Origin of the sequence: Mesorhizobium sp. M0296 (assembly GCF_040321675.1) — a bacterium.
Classification (GTDB): Bacteria; Pseudomonadota; Alphaproteobacteria; order Rhizobiales; family Rhizobiaceae; genus Mesorhizobium.
The window spans coordinates 77254-99094 of record NZ_JAMYRZ010000017.1 but is presented as its reverse complement, the minus strand read 5'-3'; the positions used below and the strand labels follow the sequence as shown (position 1 = coordinate 99094).

Genomic DNA, 21841 nt, shown 5'->3' with positions numbered 1-21841 from the left:
CTGATTTTTACGCAAATATAGTTTTGCAACGCTATTGTCCAATTTAGGCCGTGTCGAACATGGTGGCCGAAGCCTGCTCGGGATTGAGGAAGACGCTGCGCGGCCACGATATCTGCACGATAGCGCCCTCGCCGGGCTCGCTTGAATTGCGGAAATCGAGCGTCGCGCCGGAGCGTTCGAGCAAGGTCTTGGCGATGAATAGGCCGAGGCCGAGGCCGCCGCCGGCTTCGGTGCCTTGTCGCGTCGACATATAGGGTTCTCCGATACGGTCGATGATCTCCGGTGGAAAGCCCGGCCCGTCGTCGATGATCGAGAAGCTGACGGCGGCCTCATTCCAGTTCCAGCGCACTGTCACGCTGTTGCGGGCGAAGTCGACCGCGTTCTCGACCAGATTGCCGAGGCCGTAAATGACGCCGGGATTGCGCCGGCCCACCGGTTCCGGGCCGACGCGCTCGCCCGGCCGAAGCTTGATCGAAATGCCGAAATCGCGGTGCGGCGCCGTCACCTCCTCGACCAGCGAGGTCAGCGGCAGGCGCGAGAGGTGCACCTCGCTCTCGGAGGACAGGCTGGTCAGGCGCTTCAGGATTTCGCGGCAGCGCTCGCTCTGCGAACGCAGCAGCTTCACGTCCTCGCCGTATTTCGGATCTTCGCCAAGCGCCTTCTCCATTTCCTTGGCGACAAGTGTGATGGTGGCGAGCGGTGTGCCGAGCTCGTGCGCGGCGGCCGCGGCGAGGCCGTCGAGGGCAGAGAGATGCTGCTCTCGCTGCAACACCAATTCCGTGGCGGCAAGCGCGTTGGCAAGCAGCCGCGCCTCCTCGGCCACCCGAAAGGCATAGATCGCGGTAAAGGCGATGGAGCAGAACACCGCCATCCAAATGCCTGCGACATAGATGAACGGCATCGCCAATGGCGCGCCCTCATGCCATGGCAGCGGCAGGTGGTAAAAGACCAGCAGCGTCGCCGCCACGATCACCAGCGCGCCGAGCATGGCGGTCAGCCGCAGCGGCAGCGACGTCGCCGAGACGACGACGGGCACGGTCATCAGCAGCGAAAACGGATTGGTGAGTCCGCCGGTCATGTAGAGCAGGCCGGCAAGCTGCAGGCTGTCGAAGGTCAGGATGGCGAAGGCCGAGAACGGGGTAAGCCGATGCGCCGCCGGATAGCGGAAGGTCAGCAAAAGGTTCATCCAGGCCGAACAGGCGATCAGCGCAAAACACATGCTGACCGGCAGCGGAAATTTCAGCCCGTAAGCGACGACAAGCACGGTCAGGCTCTGGCCGACGATGGCAAGCCAGCGCAACCTGATCAGCGTGTTGAGGCGCAGCCGCTGGCTTTGCTGGAAGTCGGGTGCGTGCAGGATGTTTATCATGGCCAGTGATTATAGAGGGGAAACAGCCGGAGGTCTTTTCCGAAAACCGCCGAAGCCGGCCCTCGGTTCGGGATGACAGTCTGGAAGCATCAGGTACCGCGCGGCTTGGCGCGGCTGGTGGCGGCGGCGAGAAGCGGGTTCTCCGGCCAGACATGCCTGGGATAGCGGCCGCGCATCTCTGCCCGCACATCGGCCCAGGAGCCGCGCCAGAAGCCGGGCAGGTCGCGCGTCGTCTGGATCGGCCGGTGAGCCGGCGACAGCAATTCGAGCGTCAGCGGCACAGTGCCGTTGGCGATCGCCGGATGCCGGTCGAAGCCGAACAGTTCCTGCACGCGGATCGCCAGCACCGGCCATTCGCCGTCATAGCGGATCGGCAGCCGGCTGCCCGACGGCGCGTCGAAATGGGTCGGCGCCAATGTGTCGATCTTGCGCTGCAATTCGTGCGGCACCAGCGTCATCAGGCCTTGCGAAAGCACGCTGGGATCGATTGCCGCAAAGGATGCCGCGCCGGAAAGGAACGGCAGCAGCCAGTCGTCGAGGCGCTCGACGAGCGCGGCATCGGAGACATCGGGCCATGGCGCGCCGAGGCCGCGATGCAGCCAGCCGAGCCGCTGCCGCAACGTCTCCGCCTCCCTGTTCCACGGCAACAGGGGCAGGCCGTGTTCGCGCAAGGCGTCGAGGATGGCGCGACCCGCGTCGGCACCGGTCGGCGCCGGCAGCATGCGTTCGGACAGCGTGATGGCGCCGAGGCGAACCGTTTCGCGCACCCGCACCGCGCGCCTGTCGCGGTCGAAGCTCACCTCGCGGCGGGTCTCGATCTTTTCCGCCAGCGCAGTGCGGATGTCGGCCTCATCGATGGCTGCCGCTGCGGTGATGCGGGCGTTCTGCGCCTTGCCCTGCAGGTCGGCGACGACGAGCCAGGTCTCGCCGGCCAGCGGATCGGAGGCGTCGAGCATGGCGCCCGAGCCGTTGGCAAGCACGAAGCGGCCACGCTCGCCGCGCGCTTTGGCGACCCGATCCGGCCAGGCATGGATGAGGAGAGCGCCGGCTGTGCTGCCCTCCCCCTTGAGCGGGTCGGAAGGACGGGCGAGACCCGTGGCTCGCCCCGGCGCGTCGATCCGCGTAGCGGATCGGGGTGGGGTCGGTTCGGGCACGCCATCGACGACCCCGCCCCGTCTCCCTCGTCTCGCTGCGCTCGGCTCGCTCGCCGACCCTCCCCTCGAGGGGGAGGGTGAAGCCTGCTTTGCCAGCCTCTCAGCCAGCTGCCGGGCGGCGGTGGCGCGCGGCGATCTTTCGGCGCGAAAGCGCAGCAGCCGCCGTTCGAGATCGGCACCATCGCCGCCAAGGCCACGCTCGGTCAATAATACGGCGAGCATCGCCGCCTCGAGCGCCTCTCCGGTCCTTGCCGCCTCGGCGACCATGTGGGCGAGCCGCACCGGTAGCGCCAGCCTGCGCATCGCGGCACCGGCATCCGTCAGGCGTCCTGCCGCATCGACAGCATCGAGCGCACGTAGCAGCGCCCTCGCCTCGGTGAGCGCCGGAGCCGGCGGGGGGTCGAGGAAGGACAGGCTGGTCGGATCGGCGACGCCGAACGCCGCACTATCGAGCAACAGGCCGGAAAGATCGGCCTCGAGGATTTCCGGCGGCGTGAAGGCCGGCAGGGCCGCCGTCTGCTCGGCCCGCCACAACCGGATGGCGACGCCCGGCTGCGTGCGCCCGGCACGGCCGGCGCGCTGGTCGGCGGAAGCGCGGGAAGCACGTACCGTCTCCAGCCGCGTCAGGCCGCTCGCCGGTTCATAGCGCGGCAGCCGCGACAGGCCGGAATCGATGACGACGCGCACGCCGTCGATGGTGATGGAGGTTTCGGCGATCGACGTCGCCAGCACGACCTTGCGGCGGCCGAGCGGCGCCGGCTTGATCGCCGCGTCCTGCGCCTTGTTGTCGAGCATACCATAGAGCGGCACGATGTCGGTATCGGCGCCGACCTTGCCCGCCAGCCGCTCGGCGGTGCGCTCGATCTCGCGCTGGCCGGGCAGGAAAGCGAGCACGCTGCCCTCCTCCCCGGCAAGCGCCGAGCGGATCGCCTTGGCCATGGCGTCCTCGATGGTGACGCCGGCCGGCCGCTCGTCATAGCGGATGTCGACCGGGAAGGCGCGGCCTGCGCTCTCGATCACCGGGGCGCCGGACAGCAATTTTGCGACACGCGCGCCGTCGAGCGTTGCCGACATCACCAGCAATCTGAGTTCGGGCCTCAGCGCACCCTGCACGTCGAGCGCCAGCGCCAGCCCGAAATCGCCGTCGAGCGAGCGTTCGTGGAACTCGTCGAATAGCACCGCCGCGACACCAGGCAGTTCCGGGTCGTCGAGGATCATGCGGGACAGCACGCCTTCGGTGACGACGAGAATCCTGGTCTTTGCGGAACTGCGGTTTTCCATGCGCATGGCATAGCCGACGGTTTCGCCAGGCTCTTGGCCGAGCAATTCGGCCATGCGGCGGGCGGCAGCGCGGGCGGCGAGGCGGCGCGGCTCGAGCAGGATGATCTTTCCGGCGCCGAGCCATTCAGCGTCGAGCAGCGCCAGTGGAACCAGCGTCGTCTTGCCGGCACCGGGCGGCGCCACCAGCACGGCGCTGTTACCATGGCTCAGTGTTTCATTGAGCGCCGGCAAGACAACGGAGACCGGCAGGTCCGGCAAGGGTTTTGTCGTCATGTGCTATGCTGTGCAGCCAGTTGGCAGCGACCGCATATCAGCGGTGGCGGTCGCGACGCAACCTCGGCGCCGACTCAAAGCCTGGTCCGCGAAAACGGGTTCCAGCGCACCGTGCCGAGCCGCACCTCCTCGCGCACCATCGTCAGCAGGCCGGAACCGCCGACCACGGCCAAGCCGACCAGCGACAGAAAATCCGGATATTCCCTGAAGAACAGCGCACCTAGAACCACCGCCCAGACGATTTGCGAGTAATGCGTCGGCGCGATGCGGTTGGCCGGCGCGTATTTGACCGCCAGCAGATGCAGCAGCTGGCCGCCGGCGGTAAAGGCGCCGGCCAGCACCAGCCAGGCCCATTGCCTGCCATCCGGCAGCGAGAACGAGGTAGCCGCCGCACCGACGCCGTTGAAGAGCAGGCCGTAGCCGATCAGCACGCCGAGCATCGTTGTGCGCTTTTCCTGCGCGGCGAGCGAACGCATCAGGATGACATTGGTGGCGGCCAGGAAGGCGATGATGAACGCCGCCAGATGGCCAAGCTGCAACTCGCGAAAACCAGGCCTGACGACCAGCATGACCCCGGCAAAGCCGGCGATGACCGCCAGCCATCGCCATGGGCCGACCTTTTCCTTGAGGACCAGCGTGGCCAGGATAGTGACGAACAGCGGCGCCAGAAAGATGAGCGCATAGACTTCCGCCAGCGGGATGGTGGTGAAGGCATAGACGCTGAGCACGCCCGAGGCGATGCCGGCCCAGGCCCGGGCCTGTACCGCCCAGGGCCGGTTGGTGCGCCAGAAATCGAGCCAGCGCTCGCCTGCCGGCCTGGCAAAGAACAGAAAGCAGCCGGCAAACAATGTCGAGAAGAAGCCGATCTCGAAGACGTTGAACTGCCCGCCCAGGCTTTTGACAACCGCGTCGCTGCACGAATAGCTTGCATAGGCGATGAGCGCGAGCAGAATTCCGTTGGGCACGTTTTTCCATTTCCGGGAGAGATGAGAGTGAAGATATTGGCGCTTGGCGCGCATCCGGACGACATCGAGATCTTCATGTTCGGTACGATGGCCGCCTATGCCGCGCAAGGCGCAGAACTCTTTTTTGCCATAGCCACGGATGGCGCCAGGGGCGGCTATGGCGATCCGGCCGCACTTGCCCGCACGCGCCGCAAGGAGGCGACGGCGGCGGCCGGCCTGCTTGGCGTGACGCCGCGCTTCCTCGACTTTCCCGATGGCGGGCTGGTCGCGGATGCCGCGCTGATCGGGGCGCTCAAAGCACTGATCGGCGAGATAGGGCCGGATCTGGTGATAACGCATGCGCCGAACGACTATCATGGCGACCACCGCGCGCTGTCGGATGGCGTGCGCATCGCAGCGTCATTCTCGGTGCCGGTGCTACATGCCGACACGTTCGGCGGCACCGGGTTTTCGCCAACGCACTACGTCGATACCTCCAGGCATTTCGATCTCAAGGCGGAGGCGATCCGGGCGCACCAGTCGCAGGATCCCGAGCGTTTCGTCGACGCGGCGCGCACGCAGAACGCCTTTCGCGCCGGCCAGTGCAACGGCCCAGCCGGATCGTTCGCCGAGGCCTTCCGCTTCGAGCCAGTCTTCCCCTTCGCCGATATCCGCGCGCTGCTGCCGCCGGCCCCCGTGATCCGTCCGGTGGCCGTCAGCAACAAGACGGTGACCTAGGCAGGTCGCCGCAACTTCTCACGTTGCTTTCCTATCCAGCATGCTGCGATGCAGCAACGAATTCGCTTGCCTTGTTTAGTAAAAATTGCATCACTAAACAAATTACTAAACATCCGGTGCGCCGCCGCGTCGTTGTGTTTGGGCCCCCGAGGAGGGGTTTAGCGGGCTCTTGAAACCGTCATCCGGACGCGTTTCGCAAATGGGAGGAAGGCATGAAATCGACCTTGAAATTGGCGTTGGGACTGGCATCGACACTCTTTGCGTCGACAGCCGTTTCGAATGTCGCGCAGGCAGAAGATCTGACGCTTTGCTGGGCAGCCTGGGACCCGGCCAACGCGCTTGTGGAATTGTCCAAGGACTTCACCAAGGAAACCGGCATCGGCATGAAATTCGAATTCGTGCCGTGGACCAACTATGCCGATCGCTTTCTCAACGAGCTGAATTCGCACGGCAAGCTATGCGACCTCATCATCGGCGACAGCCAGTGGATCGGCGGTGCCGCCGAGAACGGCCATTACGTCAAGCTGAACGACTTCTTCGACAAGGAGAAGATCAGCATGGACGATTTCGTGCCGGCGACCGTCGTCGGCTATTCGGAATGGCCGAAGAACTCGCCGAATTACTGGGCGCTGCCGGCCATGGGTGACGTCGTCGGTTGGACTTACCGCAAGGACTGGTTCTCCAAGCCGGAGCTGCAGAAGGAATTCAAGGAAAAGTACGGCTGGGATCTCGGCCCGCCGACGACCTTCGACCAATTGAAGCAGATCGCCGAATTCTTCCAGAAGCGCGACATCGACGGCAAGACCGTCTATGGCGCGTCGATCTACACCGAGCGCGGCTCGGAAGGCATCACCATGGGCGCCATGGACGTGCTCTACAGCTTCGGCTTCCAGTACGAAAACCCGAAAAAGCCCTACGAGATGGAAGGCTTCGTCAACTCCGATAAATCGGTGAAGGGCCTGGAGTTCTACAAAGCCCTCTACGATTGCTGCACCCCTCCCGGCGCCTCGAACAGCTACATGGGCGAAGGCGTCGATGCCTTCAAATCCGGCCAGGTGGCGATGCACATGAACTTCGCCTTCACCTGGCCAGGCCTGCAGAAGGACGAGAATGTCGGCGGCGACAAGATCGGCTATTTCGTCAATCCGAAAGGTCCGGACGGGGACCAGTTCGCCCAGCTCGGCGGCCAGGGCATCTCGGTGGTCTCCTATTCCGACAAGCAGGAAGCCGCGCTCAAATACATCAAATGGTTCGCCAACAAGGACGTGCAGTCCAAATGGTGGTCGCTCGGCGGCTATTCCTGCCTCAACGCGGTCGTCAAGGACCCGGCCTTCCCGGCCAGCCAGCCCTACGCGCAGACCTTCCTCGACTCGATGGCCATCGTGAAGGACTTCTGGGCCGAGCCGAGCTATGCCCCGCTGTTGCAGGCATCGCAGAAGCGCTTCCACGACTACGTCGTTGCCGGGCAAGGCTCGGCCAAGGATGCGCTCGACGGCCTCGTCAAGGACTGGACCGAGGTCTTCCAGGACGATGGCAAGATGTAGCCGGGGCAAGATGTAACCGGCTCCTCCCGAGCCCGTGACCGAACCGTCCCGTGCCACTTGGCACGGGACACAGTTCAGCTAAATTCCATTGTCGAGACGAGCCAAGTGACCGAAGCAGGACTGACCATGCTCAATCGGACGGCGGACAGCGTTGCCCGGGCTACGCCCGAGCCGTTGGCCCGCAAGGTCCGGGGCATCAGCGACAAGGGCCTCGCCTGGCTGTTCATCTCGCCGACGATCCTGTTGCTTTTAGCTATCAACATCTTTCCGCTGTTCTGGGCAATCTATCTGTCCTTCACCAATTTTCGCGCCAATCGGCCCAACGAGGTTGTGAAGAACCTTGGGCTGGCAAACTACAAGCGCATCCTCGCCGACCAGGACATCTGGATCGCCATGCAGACGACGGCGCATTTCGTGTTCTGGACCATCCTGCTGCAGACGCTGATCGGCTTCACGCTGGCTTGGCTGATCGACCGCAAGTTTCGGGGCCACGCCTTCTGGACGACAATCATCCTGGTGCCGATGATGCTGTCGCCGGCGGTGGTCGGTAATTTCTGGCGCTTCCTCTACGAGCCGCAGATCGGGCTGTTCGCCTATGCCGTTTCGTTCGTCACCGGCATTCCGGCAACCGAAATCAGCATGCTCTCCAACGTGTCACTGGCGCCATGGTCGATCATCATCGTCGACACCTGGATGTGGACGCCTTACGTGATGCTGATCTGCCTCGCCGGCCTGCGCTCGATCCCCGAATACATCTACGAAGCGGCCGAGGTCGACCGCGCCTCCAACTGGCGGCAGTTCTGGTCGATCACGCTGCCGATGGCGCTGCCCTTCATCATGCTGGCGGTGCTGTTTCGCGGCATCGAGAACTTCAAGATGTTCGACATGGTCAATTTGCTCACCGGCGGCGGGCCGGGATCGACCACCGAAGTGGCCTCGATCACGCTGAAGCGGCAGGCCTTCGAAAGCTGGCGGACGGGCTATTCCTCGGCCTTCGCCATCATCCTGTTCGTCGCAGTGTTTGGCCTCGCAAACATCTACGTCAAGGCGCTCAACAAGGTGAAGCAGAGATGAGCCTGACGTCAGCCCATTCCGTTGTCGCGCCGTCGGCCACGTCGAAGCGCGTCGCCGGCACGATCATCGTCGCCTACGCGCTGATCTCGATCGTGCCGCTGCTGTGGATCTTCGCCACCAGCTTCAAGACGCCGCCGGATTCGATCGCCTATCCGCCGAAGATCCTGTTCCAGCCCAGCCTCGAGGGCTACTGCAACCTGTTCTCGACCCGGACTCGGCAAACACCGGAATACATCAACTCGCTGGGACCGGCGACGGGCCTGTGCGACGAGACGGTGCGCAAGCGCAACATGGTGATCGCCGGCCCGTCCAACTTCATGCCGCGCTTCGTCAATTCGCTGATCATCGCGTTCGGCTCGACGTTTTGCGCGGTGTTCCTCGGCACGCTGTCGGCCTATGGTTTTTCGCGCTTCAAGGTGCCGCTCGCCGACGACCTTCTGTTCTTCATCCTGTCGACGCGGATGATGCCGCCGATCGCCGTCGCCATCCCGATCTACCTGATGTACCGGGAGCTTGGCCTGTCGGACACGGCTCTCGGCATGATCCTGCTTTATACGGCGGTCAACGTGTCCTTGGCGGTGTGGCTGCTGAAAGGCTTCATCGACGAGATCCCGCGCGAATATGAAGAAGCGGCGATGATCGACGGCTACACCAGGCTGCAGGCGTTCTGGCGCACGGTACTGCCGCAGGCGACCACCGGTATTGCCGCAACCGCCATCTTCTGCCTGATCTTTGCCTGGAACGAATATGCCTTCGCTGCGCTACTGACCTCGGGCACGGCGCAGACCGCGCCGCCCTTCATCCCGACCATCATCGGCGAAGGCGGTCAGGACTGGCCGGCGGTCGCGGCCGGCACGACGATCTTCCTGGTGCCAATCCTGGTCTTCACCATCCTGCTTCGCAAGCAATTGCTGCGCGGCATCACCTTTGGCGCGGTGCGTAAATGAGCATGATCGCAAAACGCAAATCGCGCTGGCCCGTCTGGGCCAGGCGCGGGCTGATGGAAAACGTCGCCACCGCGATCATCGCCATCGGCTTCCTGATGCTGTTCCAGCCCTTCGCACTGGTGCTCTACACCTATTCCTTCATCACCATGCTTGCGGGCACGGCGATGTTCATCATCGTCTCGAAATTTCCGGAGTAGACGATGGCCGAGATCAGGGTCGAACATCTGAGGAAGGCATTCGGCGATTTCGTCGCCGTGCAGGATTCCAACTTCGTCGTCGAGGACGGCGAATTCTTCGTCATGCTGGGGCCGTCCGGCTGCGGCAAGACGACGACGTTGCGCATGATCGCCGGGCTCGAACTGCCGACCGGCGGCAAGATCCTGCTTGGCGGCGAGGACGTCACCATGCGGCGTGCCCGCGAGCGCGACATCGCCTTCGTCTTCCAGCTGTTCGCGCTCTATCCGCACATGAATGTGCGGAAGAACATCGGCTTTCCACTGCTGGCGCAAGGCATGCCAGGCGCTGAAATCCGGAGCCGAGTGGAGGAGACGGCGAAGCTTTTGCGGATCGACCATCTGCTCAACAAATCGGTCTCCGGGCTTGCCGGCGGCGATCGCCAGCGCGTGGCGCTCGGCCGCGCCATCGTACGGCGGCCAAAATGTTTCCTGATGGATGAGCCGCTCGGCACGCTCGACACCGAATTCCGCGACCTGATGGTCCATGAATTGCGAGAACTGCACAACCGCATCCACGCCACCACCGTCTATGTCACGCATGACCAGATGGAAGCGATGTCGATGGCCGACAAGATCGCGGTGATGAACCACGGCGCCATCGAGCAGTTCGGCACGCCGCGCGAGATCTACGACCGGCCGGCGACGATGTTCGTCGCCGACTTCATCGGCTCGCCGCCGATGAATTTCCTCGGCTTCGGCGGCGGGCTTTCAAAGGGCGCCAGGGAAATTGTTGTGCAAGGCGCGAAGGTGGCCGTGCCGGAGATCCGCGAGGACGTCGCGCCGGCCGAGATGGCGCTTGGCATCCGACCGGAGCACATCCGCTTCGACGACGCTTCGAAGCTGCGCGGTGCTATTTACGGCACGGAATATCTCGGCACCACTCAGATCGTGGCGGTGGAGACAGCAGACGGCATCATCAAGGCCAGGGTGCCGGCCGAAATCCGGCTCAATCCGGGCGATCATGTGGGCCTGGCGCTGAGCAGCGCGCGGCTGTCGCTGTTCGCAAAAGGATCCGGCCGTGCGGTGCGCACCGAAATCCATGACTCGGCCTCCCAGGGGAGAGCACATCATGGCTGACGTTCACATCAAAAGCGTGACCAAGGCTTTTGGCGAGCATGTCGCCGTCGACAATCTCGACCTGCATATCGCCGACGGGGAATTCGTCGTGCTGCTCGGGCCGACCGGCGCCGGCAAGACGACGACGCTCAGGCTGATCGCCGGGTTGGAGCGTCCGGAAGCGGGCTCGATCCATATTGCCGGCCACGACACGACGACGCTGTCGCCGGCCGAGCGCGACACCGCTTTCGTATTCCAGCAATATTCGCTCTATCCGCATCTGTCGGTTTACGACAACCTCGCCTTTCCGCTGCGCTCGCCAGCACGGAAAATGCCGGAGGATCAGATCCGCCGCCGCGTCGAGGACGTGGCCAAGATGGTGCGCATCCACCACAAGCTGAATAATCGCTCGACCAAACTCTCTGGCGGCGAGATGCAGCGCGTCGCCATCGGCCGCGCTTTGGTGCGCAAGCCGTCGATCTACCTGATGGACGAGCCGCTGTCGTCGCTCGACGCCAAGCTACGCGCCGATCTCAGGCTAGAGCTGAAGCGCATCCAGGCGGAACTCGGCGCCACAATGCTCTACGTCACGCACGACCAGATCGAAGCGATGACCATGGCCGATCGCATCGGCATTCTCGCCGACGGCGTGCTGGTGCAGATCGGTTCCCCGCGCGCGATCTATTCTGAGCCGGCAAACCTTCACGTCGCCGCAAGGCTCGGCCAACCGGCAATCAATTTGTTGCCGGTCGGACTGCTGCCGGATGGTGGCGCGCCGGCGGGAACAAAGACGATCGGTGCTCGTACCGAACATCTTTCGATCGAGAAGGCGGCGAACGGCCATGCCGACGGCGTCGTCGATTGGGTCGAGCATCTCGGCGACCAGAACCATCTGCATGTGACGGTGGGGACCAGGAAGCTGGTGACGCTAACCGACCCCGACACCGACCTGGCGCAGGGCGACAAGATCATGATCCGCTATCGCTCGCCGCTGTATTTCGGCCCCGATGGGCGACGGCTGATGTGAGCGCTGCGCGAGTGTTTTCCTGGCACCTTTCAACCGGCAATTTCGGGCACCGGACCCAATTCGATGAAGCATTTTTTCAATCGCAGTGATACGATCGTAACTGAGGCCCTGGACGGCTTCCTCGCTACGACCGGCGCCGGCGATCTCGCTCGCCTCGACGGCTATCCCGAGATCAAGGTCATTCTCCGCGCGGACTGGGATAAGACCAAGGTCGCGGTCATTTCCGGCGGCGGGGCCGGGCACGAACCTGCCCATGCCGGCTTTGTCGGCATTGGCATGCTGACGGCGGCGGTTTCGGGCGAGATCTTTGCTTCGCCGAGCGTGGAAGCGGTATTGGCCGCCATCCGCGCGGTGACCGGTCCCGCCGGGTGCCTGCTGATCGTCAAGAACTATACCGGCGATCGCCTCAACTTCGGCTTGGCCGCCGAGAAGGCGCGCGCCGAAGGCTTCCGCGTCGAGATGGTGATCGTCGCGGACGACATTGCCCTGCCTGATATTGCCCAGCCGCGTGGCGTTGCCGGCACCTTGTTCGTGCACAAGATCGCCGGCCGCCTGTCGGAAGCCGGCAACGATCTGGCGACGGTTGCCGCTGCGGCGCGGGCGGCCGCGGCGGATATCATTTCACTCGGCATATCGCTGTCATCGTGCTCGATCCCCGGCCAGAGCCATGACGAAAGATTTGGCGCCAACGACGCTGAACTCGGCCTCGGCATCCATGGCGAACCGGGCGTTGAGCGGATTGCGGTGCAAAGTGCCGAAAGGCTGGTTGCGATCATGTCGGAGCGCCTTGCCGCGCGGCTCGATCCGGTCAGCGACTACGCCTTGCTGATCAATAATCTCGGTTCGGTGCCACCGCTGGAAATGTTGCTTGTCGCCAATGCGGTATTGGCTTCACCGCTGGCACAAAAGGTGACGCTGACAATCGGGCCCGGGCAGCTTATGACCGCGCTCAACATGAACGGCTTTTCCCTGTCGCTGATCCGGCTCGATGCGTCGCGCGAAGCGGCGTTGCGGGCGCCGGTAGGCCCTCACGCCTGGCTGCCGGCAAGAGCCGCTCGCCAAGCCAGCGTCGTGCCGATGGCCAAAGCCGCCGGCCCGAACGCGTCGAAAGCCAGCCAGGACGCACGCACCGACCGGTTGGTTGTCGCGGTCTGCGAACGGCTGATCTCGCTTGAAGGCGCGTTGAACGGACTGGATGCCAAGGCGGGAGACGGTGACACCGGATCGACTGTGGCGGCCGGTGCGCGCAGCGTGCTTGGCCGCATTGCGACACTGCCGCTCGCTGACCCTGCCGCAACGCTCGCCGTCGTCGGCGACATCCTGAGCGCCAGCATGGGCGGCTCTAGCGGCGTGCTGTTGTCGATCTTCTTCACCGCCGCCGCGCAGGCGCTGGAATCTGGCGAAACGCTTCCCAAGGCGCTTCTCGCCGGCCTCGATCGGATGTCCTTCTATGGTGGAGCGAGGGTCGGCGATCGCACGATGATCGATGCCCTGGAACCCGCCTTGAGGGCGCTGGATAGGGGGAGTCTGGAAGATGCGGCGGTCGCGGCGCAACGCGGAGCCGAGGCCACCGCTGCCATGCGTAAGGCCAAGGCCGGGCGGTCCGCCTATATTGGCAGCCAGCTCGACGGCGTGGTCGACCCCGGCGCCTTTGCCGTCGCCGAGGTCTTCACTGCCCTCGCTGCGTTGCTCGAACCCGCTTGACTGGGGAAAAGAATGCTTCAATTGCCGGATATGCAATTTTCTCGTACTGCCGGCAGCGCAGGGGCCAGGAGCATGGGTGATATGGCGGCAGCGGATATTTTCAGGCTGATCGAGGCGGCGGCAAACACGATCGCCGCACATGCCGAAGAGCTGACCAGTCTCGACCAGGCCATCGGCGACGGCGACCATGGGCTCAACATGAAACGCGGCTTCGAGGCAGTGCGGGCCGAGGCCGGCGCGGTTGCGGCAAAGCCGTTGCCCGAGGCGCTGAAGGCGATCGGCACCAAACTGGTGATGACCGTCGGCGGAGCCTCCGGTCCCTTGTTCGGCACGCTGTTCATGGCGCTCGGCAAGGAGATTTCCGCCGCGCCGGGTCGCGCCGACCTGGCGGCGGCCTTCGGCAAGGCGATCGAAGCGGTTGCCGCCAGAGGCAAGTCGCAGGCCGGGCAAAAAACCATGCTCGACGTGCTGCAGCCGGTGCATGAGGCCCTGCTGCAGGGAAAGACGGCAGCGGACATCGTCGAGATCGCCGACAACGCGGCCGACGCGACCGTGCCGATGAAGGCGCTGCGTGGACGCGCCTCATTCCTTGGCGACCGTTCGATCGGTCATATGGATGCCGGCGCACGCTCGACTGCGCTTCTGGTGCGGGCCGTAGCCGAGGCAATCGAGAGGCGCGCATGAGCAATGTCGGCATCGTCATCGTATCGCATTCGCCGCTGGTCGCCGAAGGCACCGCCGACATGGTGCGGCAGATGGTCGGCAACGAAGTGCCGCTTGCATGGTGCGGCGGAAACGGCCATGGCGGGCTGGGAACCAATGTCGAGGCGATCATGGGCGCCATCGACAAGGCCTGGTCGGAGGCGGGGGTCGCGATCCTCGTCGATCTCGGCGGTGCCGAGACCAATAGCGAGATGGCGGTCGAGATGATCGGCGAACCACGCGCCCAGAAGATCATCGTCTGCAATGCGCCGATCGTCGAAGGCGCGGTGATGGCGGCGACCGAGGCTTCCGGCGGCGCCTCGCTCAGGGAAGTGGTGGCGACGGCGCACGAATTGTCGCCGTCGTGAACGAACGGGAATTTTGACAAGCATGTCCGCAGCAGCCGAAGCCAGCGTCCTGATCACCCATGAGGTGGGACTGCATGCGCGTCCTTCGGTGAAGTTCACCAAGCTTGCCAAGACGTTTTCGGCCGACGTCGAGATTGCGCTCGCCGCCAACGGGCCATGGTTCGACGCCAAGAGCATCGTCAAGGTGATGGCGGCGAAAGCGCCGAAAGGCACTGTCCTGCATATCAGAGCCAAAGGGGACGGCGCCGGCGAGGCGGTCGGCGCACTGGTCGAGCTGGTGCGGCGCGATTTCGACGAAGGCAAGGACCATGCCCGAACCGCTTAGGCTGCAGGGCATTTCGGCATCGGCCGGCTATGCCGAGGGGCCGCTGTTCGATCTGGACCAGGCTGCTGTGCGTTATGTCCGCAAGGCGACTGCCGCGGACGAGAAGGCGGCGCTTGAGGCCGCCATCTCCATTGCCGCAGGCCGGCTCGCGACATTGATCGAAACCAGCGACAGCGAGGCGGCCGGGATCCTCGAATTCCAGCTCGCCATGCTGGAGGACGACGCGCTGACCGGCCCGGCCTTTGCGCGAATTGCCGAGGGCATGGCTGCTGATGTGGCTTGGCGAAAAGCGCTCGACGCCGAGATAGCCGGCTATGAAACATCCGAGCAGGACTATTTCCGGGCGCGCGCGGCCGACATGCGCGACATACGCGACCAGGTGCTACGCGCGCTTGCCGGGGGCGGCGACATTGCCGCGCCGGCAGGTGCGATCTTCTACGGCGAGGATATCGCACCGACGCGCTTCCTCGAAACCGACTGGAGTGCCGGCGGCGGCATAGCACTTACGGCCGGAAGTGCCGCAAGTCATGTCGCAATGCTGGCACGCTCACGCGGCGTGCCAATGGTGGTGGGGTTGGGGCTCGTAGCGCGTGGGGTAGCCGGGCCCGGTGCTTCGCCGGCTCACCTTGCCAGAATCGCACTGCTCGATGCCGAACATGGCGGCATCGTGTTGGCGCCTTCGAAAGCGGAGATCGACGCATTCCGGCGATCGTCGTCGTCTTTCGCGGCGCATCGCGACAAAGCGGCAGCCTATTTGACAAGGCCGGCAGCAACGAAGACCGGCATAGCGGTCCACGTGCAGGTGAATATTGCCGATCCGTCCGATGTCGACCGCATCGATGCTGCGGCGTGCGACGGTGTCGGGCTGATGCGGACCGAATTCCTGTTCGGCAAGACGCTGCCGGACGAGGAGACGCAATATCGCGCCTACCGTAGCGTGCTGGAATGGGCAGGCGACAGGCCGGTGACGATCCGTACTGTCGATGCGGGCGGCGACAAACCTGTGCCGGGCCTGACCGTCGAGGAAGGTAATCCATTCCTTGGCCTGCGCGGGATCAGGCTGTCGCTGATGCGTCCGGAGGTCTTTCGTGTGCAGATCCGCGCCTTGCTACGTGCCGCCATGCACGGCAATCTGAAGGTGATGTTCCCGATGATCGCCGTTCCGGAAGAGTATGAACACGCCACCGCGCTGTTCGCTGAGGAGCAGGCTGACCTTTTGGCGCGCGGCATCGCGCACAAAATACCGCCGCTTGGCATCATGGTCGAGGTGCCGTCGGTGGCCATCGCACCGGAGGCATTCGCCAAGGCCGCCTTCTTCTCGATCGGTTCGAATGATTTGACCCAATACGTGATGGCCGCCGCGCGCGACAATGCGTCGGTCGCACATCTGAATTCCGTCAGGCACCCGGCCGTGCTCCGGCTGATCGCCTCGGTTGCCGCCTTCGGCCGCGAGCATAATATCCCGGTCAGCCTGTGTGGCGATGCCGGCGGCGACCCCGCCTCGATCCCGGCGCTGCTCGAAACCGGCCTGCGTGACCTCTCCGTCGCTCCCGCCCAACTCGCGATGGCCAAGGCGGCCATCGCGGACGTTTCGATCTAGGCCCCGGTATGGCAGACAAGGCGTCGCAATCCGGCCCCGAAGAGGCGATCCGCGCCTACAAGACGATCCTGTCGCAGGTGATCGACCAGCGCCCGTCCGGCATGCGCCAGCGCCTCGCTGATGCGCTGGGCAAGCATCGCAGCTTCGTCACGCAGATTTCCAGCCCGGCCTATTCGACGCCGATCCCGTCGAAGCATTTGCCGGCTATCTTCTCCGTCTGCCATTTCAGCCCGGCCGAACGCGATCATTTCCTTGAGGCCTACCATCGGGCGCATCCGGGAAAGATGTCGCTGGCCGCAGGCTTGCGCAAGACACGCCATGTCTCGCTGATCGTTCCCGATTTCGGCGACGACAAGCAGAACGCGGCGCTCGACCGGGCGGTCAACGATTTCATCCAGAAGATCACCAGCATCGCCGGCAAGGGCAGCTGACGCTGGGCTATTTCGGGAGGACGGCCATGAAGAAATTTTTGAATTCGGTCGATACGGTGCTGACCGAGAGCCTCGAAGGCTTCGTTGCCGCGCATGCCGATATCCTGGCGCTTGGCGAGGAACACAAATTTGTCCGCCGCAAGCTGCTCACACCGGGCAAGGTGGCGCTGATCTCCGGCGGCGGCTCGGGTCACGAGCCGCTACATGGCGGGTTCGTCGGGCACGGCATGCTGGATGCGGCCTGCCCCGGCCAGGTATTCACCTCGCCAACGCCTGACCAGATGATGGCGGCGGCCGAAGTCGTCAATACGGGCGCCGGCTGCCTGTTCATCGTCAAGAACTACGAGGGCGACGTGATGAATTTCGACATGGCCGCTGAAATGTCGGAAGGCGTGATGCAAATCGTGACCAATGACGACGTTGCGGTCGAAAACTCGTCCTACACCACCGGCCGGCGCGGCGTCGCCGGCACGCTGGTGGTCGAGAAAATCGTCGGCGCGGCGGCCGAACAAGGCATGGCACTGGAGCCGTTGAAAGCGCTCGGCGAGCGCGTCAACGGCGCGACGCGCTCGATGGGCGTGGCGCTGACCAGTTGCACCGTGCCGGCGGCGGGCAAGCCGACCTTCGATATCGGCGACGGCGAGATGGAGTTCGGGGTCGGCATCCATGGCGAGCCTGGGAGGCGGCGCGACACATTGAAAAGCGCCGATGCTATCGCCGAGGAGATCTGTACCGCAATCCTGGGTGACCTGGGCGACGGTGCCAGAGGCCAGGCGCTACTCTTCGTCAACGGCTTTGGCGGCACACCGTTGATGGAGCTTTATCTGATGTACAACAGCGCCCGCAAAATCTTCGAGAAGCACGGCGTGACGGTGATCCGGTCGCTGGTCGGGTCCTATGTGACCTCGCTCGACATGGCCGGCTGTTCGATCACGCTGAGCATGCTCGACGACGAGGCGGCTGTTTGGTGGGATGCACCGGTACATACGGCCGCGCTGCGCTGGGGCATGTAGCGGCGGAGAATGCCCCAGAAATAGTCGGTGACAAGACCGGTGTCGGCAACGCCGCGCATCGCCAGACAGTTGTCCTCCTCACCCTGCGTAAGATAAAGAATCTGCGGGTTTGGGGAGTTCGAGCATGCGTTACAATTGGGATCGGGCGCCGACGGGTTTCGAGCGCCATGGAAAGATGCTGGCAGCCGCCTTGCTGATCGTCGGCGGGGTCGGACTTATGCTCGCTGCGCTGCCGCTTTAGACTAGGGACAACAAACTCGGGTAGCGGACTACGTCTCAGCGCGTTGCCTCAGTGCGCCTGGCCAGTCACGGCGATGAAACGGCGGTCGCGCCCTTCAAATCCCTGGCTGAAGCGCTGCACGAGCACCGCAAGCACGCCCGGTTTTCCATCCGGGGCGAATGCGTAAGATTCCGACAGGCTGTAGGAAGTCGGGCAATTCCTCGAACCGGGCACCGCCTTGTCCTCATGCAGCAGCTTGATCGGCTTGCCGTCCTGACCCTGCAGCGTCAGGCGAAAGCCGAGCGCCTTGCCGGTCGTTTCGCCTTGCAGCGTCGCGTCGAAACTCGCTGAACAATCCGCCGTGCTGTCGGCACGGATCTGCTCGAGCTGGATGGTGCCAAGCTCGTCATAGGCCGGCGAAAGCCATTTTTGCGAAACCTGCTCGAGGCGCGCAATGTCATTGTAGACGACCATGTCGTCGGGAAAGGTGAACCTGTCCAAGGCAGTCCGCTCGCCGCGCGGCGCGATGGCATATTTGGCCAGCAAGGGCGCCGCCAGTTCGGCGGCCTGTGCCCTCGCCTGCGCAAGCGTCAATGTCGAATCCTCCGTCTCGTCGGCGATGACGATCGGCTTGCCGCCGACGAACTCATCGGTCCGCGTGTCGATGATGTCGATCTCCGACCAGCCCGAATCCGAAGCACCGGCATCGAGCGTGCCGTACTGTTCGAAGGCGAAGTAGTTGCCGTCTGGCGAAAAGCCGATGACGCGCCGAGCCGCCGCGTCGCCTGCCTGAGCAGCTGAAGCGAGCACCACCGCCAGCGTCGCAACCGCGGCAAACCCAAGCTCATATCGCAATTTCATCGCGCCCTGCCCCTAATGCCGAAAATTCGAACGATACCGGCCCCCAGACCACCATGACCCGCACTTGCGGCCAAGTTAGAACGACGGCAAACGAAACGCACAAATACATGGTTACACAAACCAGCATACGCTATTTCAAGGACAGCAAACATTCCTGGGGAGGAAGCTGGATGGCGTCACACTACCACGAGGTCTATGACGACTGGAAACGCGACTCGGAAAAATTCTGGGCCGATGCCGCGGGCGCAATCGACTGGTTCTCGCCCTTTGAGACGGTGTTCGACGCCAATGCCGGCGTCTATGGCAGGTGGTTCATTGGCGCCTCGTGCAACACCTGCTTCAATGCCGTCGATCGTCATGTGGCGGGCGGCCGTGCCGACCAGATCGCGTTGATCCATGACAGCGCGATTTCCGGCACAATCAGGAAGTTCACCTATACCGAGTTGAAGCGCGAGGTGATCGCGCTGACCTCGGTGCTCAAGAATCGTGGCATCCAAAAAGGCGATCGCGTCATCATCTACATGCCGATGGTGCCGGAAGCAGCCTTCGCCATGCTTGCCTGTGCGCGGATCGGCGCCGTGCATTCGGTGGTCTTCGGCGGCTTTGCCTCGCATGAGCTCGCCACCCGTATCGACGACGCCAAGCCGAAGCTGATCATCTCCGCTTCCTGCGGCCTGGAGCCAGGGCGCGTCGTTGCCTATAAGCCGCTGCTCGACAAGGCGATCGAGATGTCGCGGCACAAGCCGGAAAGCTGCCTTATCCTGCAGCGCGACCAACTGCGCTGCGAACTCAGGGAAAACCACGATATCGACTATGCCGACGCCGTGGCGCGGGAGCGGGCCGCGGGTGCCAACGTCGACTGTGTTCCGGTGCTTGCCACCGATCCGCTCTACATCATCTACACGTCGGGCACGACCGGCCAGCCGAAGGGAATCGTGCGTGACAATGGCGGCCATATGGTCGCGCTGAAATGGTCGATGGAAAACGAGTTCGGCGTCAAACCGGGCGAAGTGTTCTGGGCGGCTTCCGATGTCGGCTGGGTGGTCGGCCATTCCTATATCGTCTACGGCCCGCTGCTGCATGGCTGCACAACGATCCTGTTCGAGGGCAAGCCGGTCGGCACGCCCGATGCCGGCACCTATTGGCGTGTGATCGCCGAGCATGGCGTCGTCGCGCTGTTCACCGCGCCAACCGCCTTTCGCGCCATCAAGGGACAGGACCCGAAGGGCGAATTCGTCCCGAAATACGACCTGTCCAAATTCCGGACGCTGTTCCTCGCCGGCGAGCGCGCCGATCCGGAAACCATCAAATGGGCGGAGCAGAAATTGACCGTGCCGGTGATCGACCATTGGTGGCAGACCGAGACCGGCTCGCCGATGACCATCAACCCCGCCGGACTGGGCCTGCTGCCGGTCAAATACGGCTCGCCCGGCGTGCCGATGCCCGGTTATGACATCCGCGTGCTCGACGATGCCGGGCATGAGGTCAAGCGTGGTACGCTTGGCAATGTCGTGGTGAGATTGCCGTTGCCCCCCGGCTGCCTGCCGACGCTGTGGAATGCCGACGAGCGGTTTCGCCAAGCCTATCTCGACGAGTTCCCCGGCTTCTACAAAACCGCGGATGCCGGCATGATGGACGAGGATGGCTATCTCTATGTCATGGCTCGCACCGACGACATCATCAATGTCGCCGGCCACCGGCTATCGACCGGCGCCATGGAGGAGGTTCTGGCCGCGCATCCCGACGTCGCCGAATGCGCCGTCGTCGGTATTGCCGATGCTATGAAAGGCCAGGTTCCACTCGGCTTCGTCGTGCTGAATGCCGGCGTCGACCGCGACGCCGGCATCATCGAAAATGAGGTTGTCACCCTGGTGCGCGAACGGATCGGCCCGGTCGCTGCCTTCAAGACGGTGGTGACGATCAAGCGCCTGCCGAAGACGCGCTCCGGCAAGATCCTGCGCGGCACCATGCAGAAGATCGCCGACAAGGAGGAATGGGCCATGCCGGCAACGATCGACGACCCGGCCATCCTCGACGAGATCACCGCCGCGCTGAACCGGCGCGGCATCGGCCTGTAAGGGGCGCCGAAGCCGAGTTGCGTCCGAAGCTCCGGTATGGAACGACCGGCGCCGGACGTGGTATCCACGCGCGGTGTCGTCATGTTGTTTCGGAATCGAGACGCACCCACAGCCATGCGAGATGCCATACGTGACCCTATTCCAGCGATCGAGAAAGCCCCAGGCCGCGGCACGCCAGCGGCTGGAGATCGATATGCGGGGCGCAGTCGTCTATGCGATCGGCGACGTGCATGGCTGCTACAAGGAACTCCGCGCCCTGGAGCAGAAGATCCTGCTCGATTCGGCGCCCTTCGAAGGGCGCAAGCTCATCATCATGCTTGGCGACTACGTCGATCGTGGCCCCCAGTCGGCGCGCGTGCTCGATCATCTGCTGGCGCCGCCACTCCAAGGCTTCCAGCGCATCTGCCTTGCCGGTAACCACGAAGTCGTGATGCTGAACTATCTCGACGGGATCATTTCGAGAGAGTCGTGGCTGGCAATAGGCGGCCTGCAAACGCTGTTTTCCTACGGCGTCGACCCGTCGCGCATGGCCGATCTCTATGGGTCAAGCGAGGAGGTCGACAAGCGCATTCGGGAAGTCATTCCAGCCGACCACATTAGCTTCATGCGCGCGCTGCCGGTCATGGTCTGTTCGGCGAAATTCGTGTTCGTCCATGCCGGCATCAGGCCCGGCATCGAGCTGGCCGCGCAAGACGAGGACGACCTGCTGAATATCCGTTCGGACTTCTTCGACGCTGCGCATCTTCTCGACCGCTATGTCGTGCACGGACATACGCCGGTCGACACTCCGAAGCTCGAGGGACGCCGGCTCGGCATAGACACCGGCGCCTTCCAAACCGGCCAGCTGACCGCCCTCAGGATCGTCGACAACCGCGCCAGGTTGATATTTTCCTGAG

20 protein-coding genes are annotated in these 21841 nt (G+C 63.9%); 16 read left to right on the top strand and 4 right to left on the bottom strand.

Features of this window, described 5'->3' with window-relative positions:
• Positions 1-43: 43 nt before the first annotated feature.
• The 3 genes from NKI97_RS18035 to NKI97_RS18025 form a co-directional block, all read right to left on the bottom strand.
• A complete protein-coding gene (locus NKI97_RS18035; protein WP_352454678.1) occupies positions 44-1369 on the bottom strand; it encodes an ActS/PrrB/RegB family redox-sensitive histidine kinase in 1326 nt (441 codons plus the stop codon).
• An 89-nt stretch (positions 1370-1458) separates the two neighbouring features.
• Positions 1459-4077 carry an ATP-dependent helicase HrpB gene (gene hrpB, locus NKI97_RS18030; RefSeq protein ID WP_352835641.1) on the bottom strand — a complete coding sequence of 873 codons (2619 nt, stop codon included), beginning with the start codon at positions 4075-4077 and terminating at the stop codon, positions 1459-1461.
• Between the two features lie 74 nt (positions 4078-4151).
• On the bottom strand, positions 4152-5042 hold the full coding sequence (locus NKI97_RS18025) for a DMT family transporter (protein ID WP_352835638.1): 891 nt from the start codon (positions 5040-5042) through the stop codon (positions 4152-4154).
• Positions 5043-5069: 27 nt separating this feature from the next.
• Here NKI97_RS18025 and NKI97_RS18020 point away from each other — a divergent pair, with 27 nt between their 5' ends.
• From NKI97_RS18020 to dhaK, 14 genes are all read left to right on the top strand, one after another.
• Positions 5070-5759, top strand: coding sequence for a PIG-L deacetylase family protein (locus NKI97_RS18020; RefSeq protein WP_352743063.1), 690 nt, complete (start codon positions 5070-5072; stop codon positions 5757-5759).
• A 212-nt stretch (positions 5760-5971) separates the two neighbouring features.
• Positions 5972-7303 carry an ABC transporter substrate-binding protein gene (locus NKI97_RS18015; RefSeq protein WP_352454682.1) on the top strand — a complete coding sequence of 444 codons (1332 nt, stop codon included), beginning with the start codon at positions 5972-5974 and terminating at the stop codon, positions 7301-7303.
• 126 nt (positions 7304-7429) lie between these two features.
• Positions 7430-8377: a carbohydrate ABC transporter permease gene (locus tag NKI97_RS18010; RefSeq protein ID WP_031211681.1), complete on the top strand. Its 948-nt coding sequence runs from the start codon at positions 7430-7432 to the stop codon at positions 8375-8377.
• Entirely contained in the window at positions 8374-9324 is a 951-nt protein-coding gene (locus NKI97_RS18005; RefSeq protein ID WP_023676335.1) for a carbohydrate ABC transporter permease, read from the top strand. Before NKI97_RS18010 ends, NKI97_RS18005 begins: the two co-directional genes overlap by 4 nt.
• Positions 9321-9521, top strand: coding sequence for a hypothetical protein (locus NKI97_RS18000; protein WP_352743061.1), 201 nt, complete (start codon positions 9321-9323; stop codon positions 9519-9521). The genes NKI97_RS18005 and NKI97_RS18000 overlap by 4 nt, the downstream gene beginning before the upstream one ends.
• A gap of 3 nt (positions 9522-9524) precedes the next feature.
• Positions 9525-10637 carry an ABC transporter ATP-binding protein gene (locus NKI97_RS17995; protein ID WP_352835635.1) on the top strand — a complete coding sequence of 371 codons (1113 nt, stop codon included), beginning with the start codon at positions 9525-9527 and terminating at the stop codon, positions 10635-10637.
• A complete protein-coding gene (locus NKI97_RS17990; protein ID WP_352448469.1) occupies positions 10630-11643 on the top strand; it encodes an ABC transporter ATP-binding protein in 1014 nt (337 codons plus the stop codon). The genes NKI97_RS17995 and NKI97_RS17990 overlap by 8 nt, the downstream gene beginning before the upstream one ends.
• A gap of 63 nt (positions 11644-11706) precedes the next feature.
• A complete protein-coding gene (locus NKI97_RS17985; protein ID WP_352835632.1) occupies positions 11707-13347 on the top strand; it encodes a dihydroxyacetone kinase subunit DhaK in 1641 nt (546 codons plus the stop codon).
• Positions 13348-13428: 81 nt separating this feature from the next.
• A complete protein-coding gene (dhaL, locus tag NKI97_RS17980; protein WP_352448467.1) occupies positions 13429-14031 on the top strand; it encodes a dihydroxyacetone kinase subunit DhaL in 603 nt (200 codons plus the stop codon).
• Positions 14028-14417 carry a dihydroxyacetone kinase phosphoryl donor subunit DhaM gene (gene dhaM / locus NKI97_RS17975; RefSeq protein ID WP_352448466.1) on the top strand — a complete coding sequence of 130 codons (390 nt, stop codon included), beginning with the start codon at positions 14028-14030 and terminating at the stop codon, positions 14415-14417. Before dhaL ends, dhaM begins: the two co-directional genes overlap by 4 nt.
• A gap of 22 nt (positions 14418-14439) precedes the next feature.
• The gene (locus NKI97_RS17970) at positions 14440-14742 is read left to right on the top strand and encodes an HPr family phosphocarrier protein (RefSeq protein WP_023676329.1); all 303 of its coding nucleotides are present in this window, start codon (positions 14440-14442) and stop codon (positions 14740-14742) included.
• Positions 14726-16342, top strand: a complete 1617-nt coding sequence (gene ptsP, locus NKI97_RS17965) for a phosphoenolpyruvate--protein phosphotransferase (RefSeq protein ID WP_352835629.1) — start codon at positions 14726-14728, stop codon at positions 16340-16342. The genes NKI97_RS17970 and ptsP overlap by 17 nt, the downstream gene beginning before the upstream one ends.
• A gap of 8 nt (positions 16343-16350) precedes the next feature.
• Complete coding sequence (locus NKI97_RS17960; protein WP_023676327.1) at positions 16351-16773, top strand: hypothetical protein; 423 nt, start codon at positions 16351-16353, stop codon at positions 16771-16773.
• 26 nt (positions 16774-16799) lie between these two features.
• Positions 16800-17786: a dihydroxyacetone kinase subunit DhaK gene (gene dhaK / locus NKI97_RS17955; RefSeq protein WP_352835627.1), complete on the top strand. Its 987-nt coding sequence runs from the start codon at positions 16800-16802 to the stop codon at positions 17784-17786.
• A 289-nt stretch (positions 17787-18075) separates the two neighbouring features.
• On the opposite strand, the gene NKI97_RS17950 is transcribed toward dhaK, so the two are convergent.
• Entirely contained in the window at positions 18076-18867 is a 792-nt protein-coding gene (locus NKI97_RS17950; protein WP_352835624.1) for a DUF2259 domain-containing protein, read from the bottom strand.
• 170 nt (positions 18868-19037) lie between these two features.
• Here NKI97_RS17950 and NKI97_RS17945 point away from each other — a divergent pair, with 170 nt between their 5' ends.
• Both NKI97_RS17945 and NKI97_RS17940 read left to right on the top strand, forming a co-directional pair.
• Positions 19038-20945 carry a propionyl-CoA synthetase gene (locus NKI97_RS17945; protein ID WP_352835621.1) on the top strand — a complete coding sequence of 636 codons (1908 nt, stop codon included), beginning with the start codon at positions 19038-19040 and terminating at the stop codon, positions 20943-20945.
• 193 nt (positions 20946-21138) lie between these two features.
• Complete coding sequence (locus tag NKI97_RS17940) at positions 21139-21840, top strand: metallophosphoesterase family protein (RefSeq protein WP_352448461.1); 702 nt, start codon at positions 21139-21141, stop codon at positions 21838-21840.
• Position 21841: the final 1 nt, after the last annotated feature.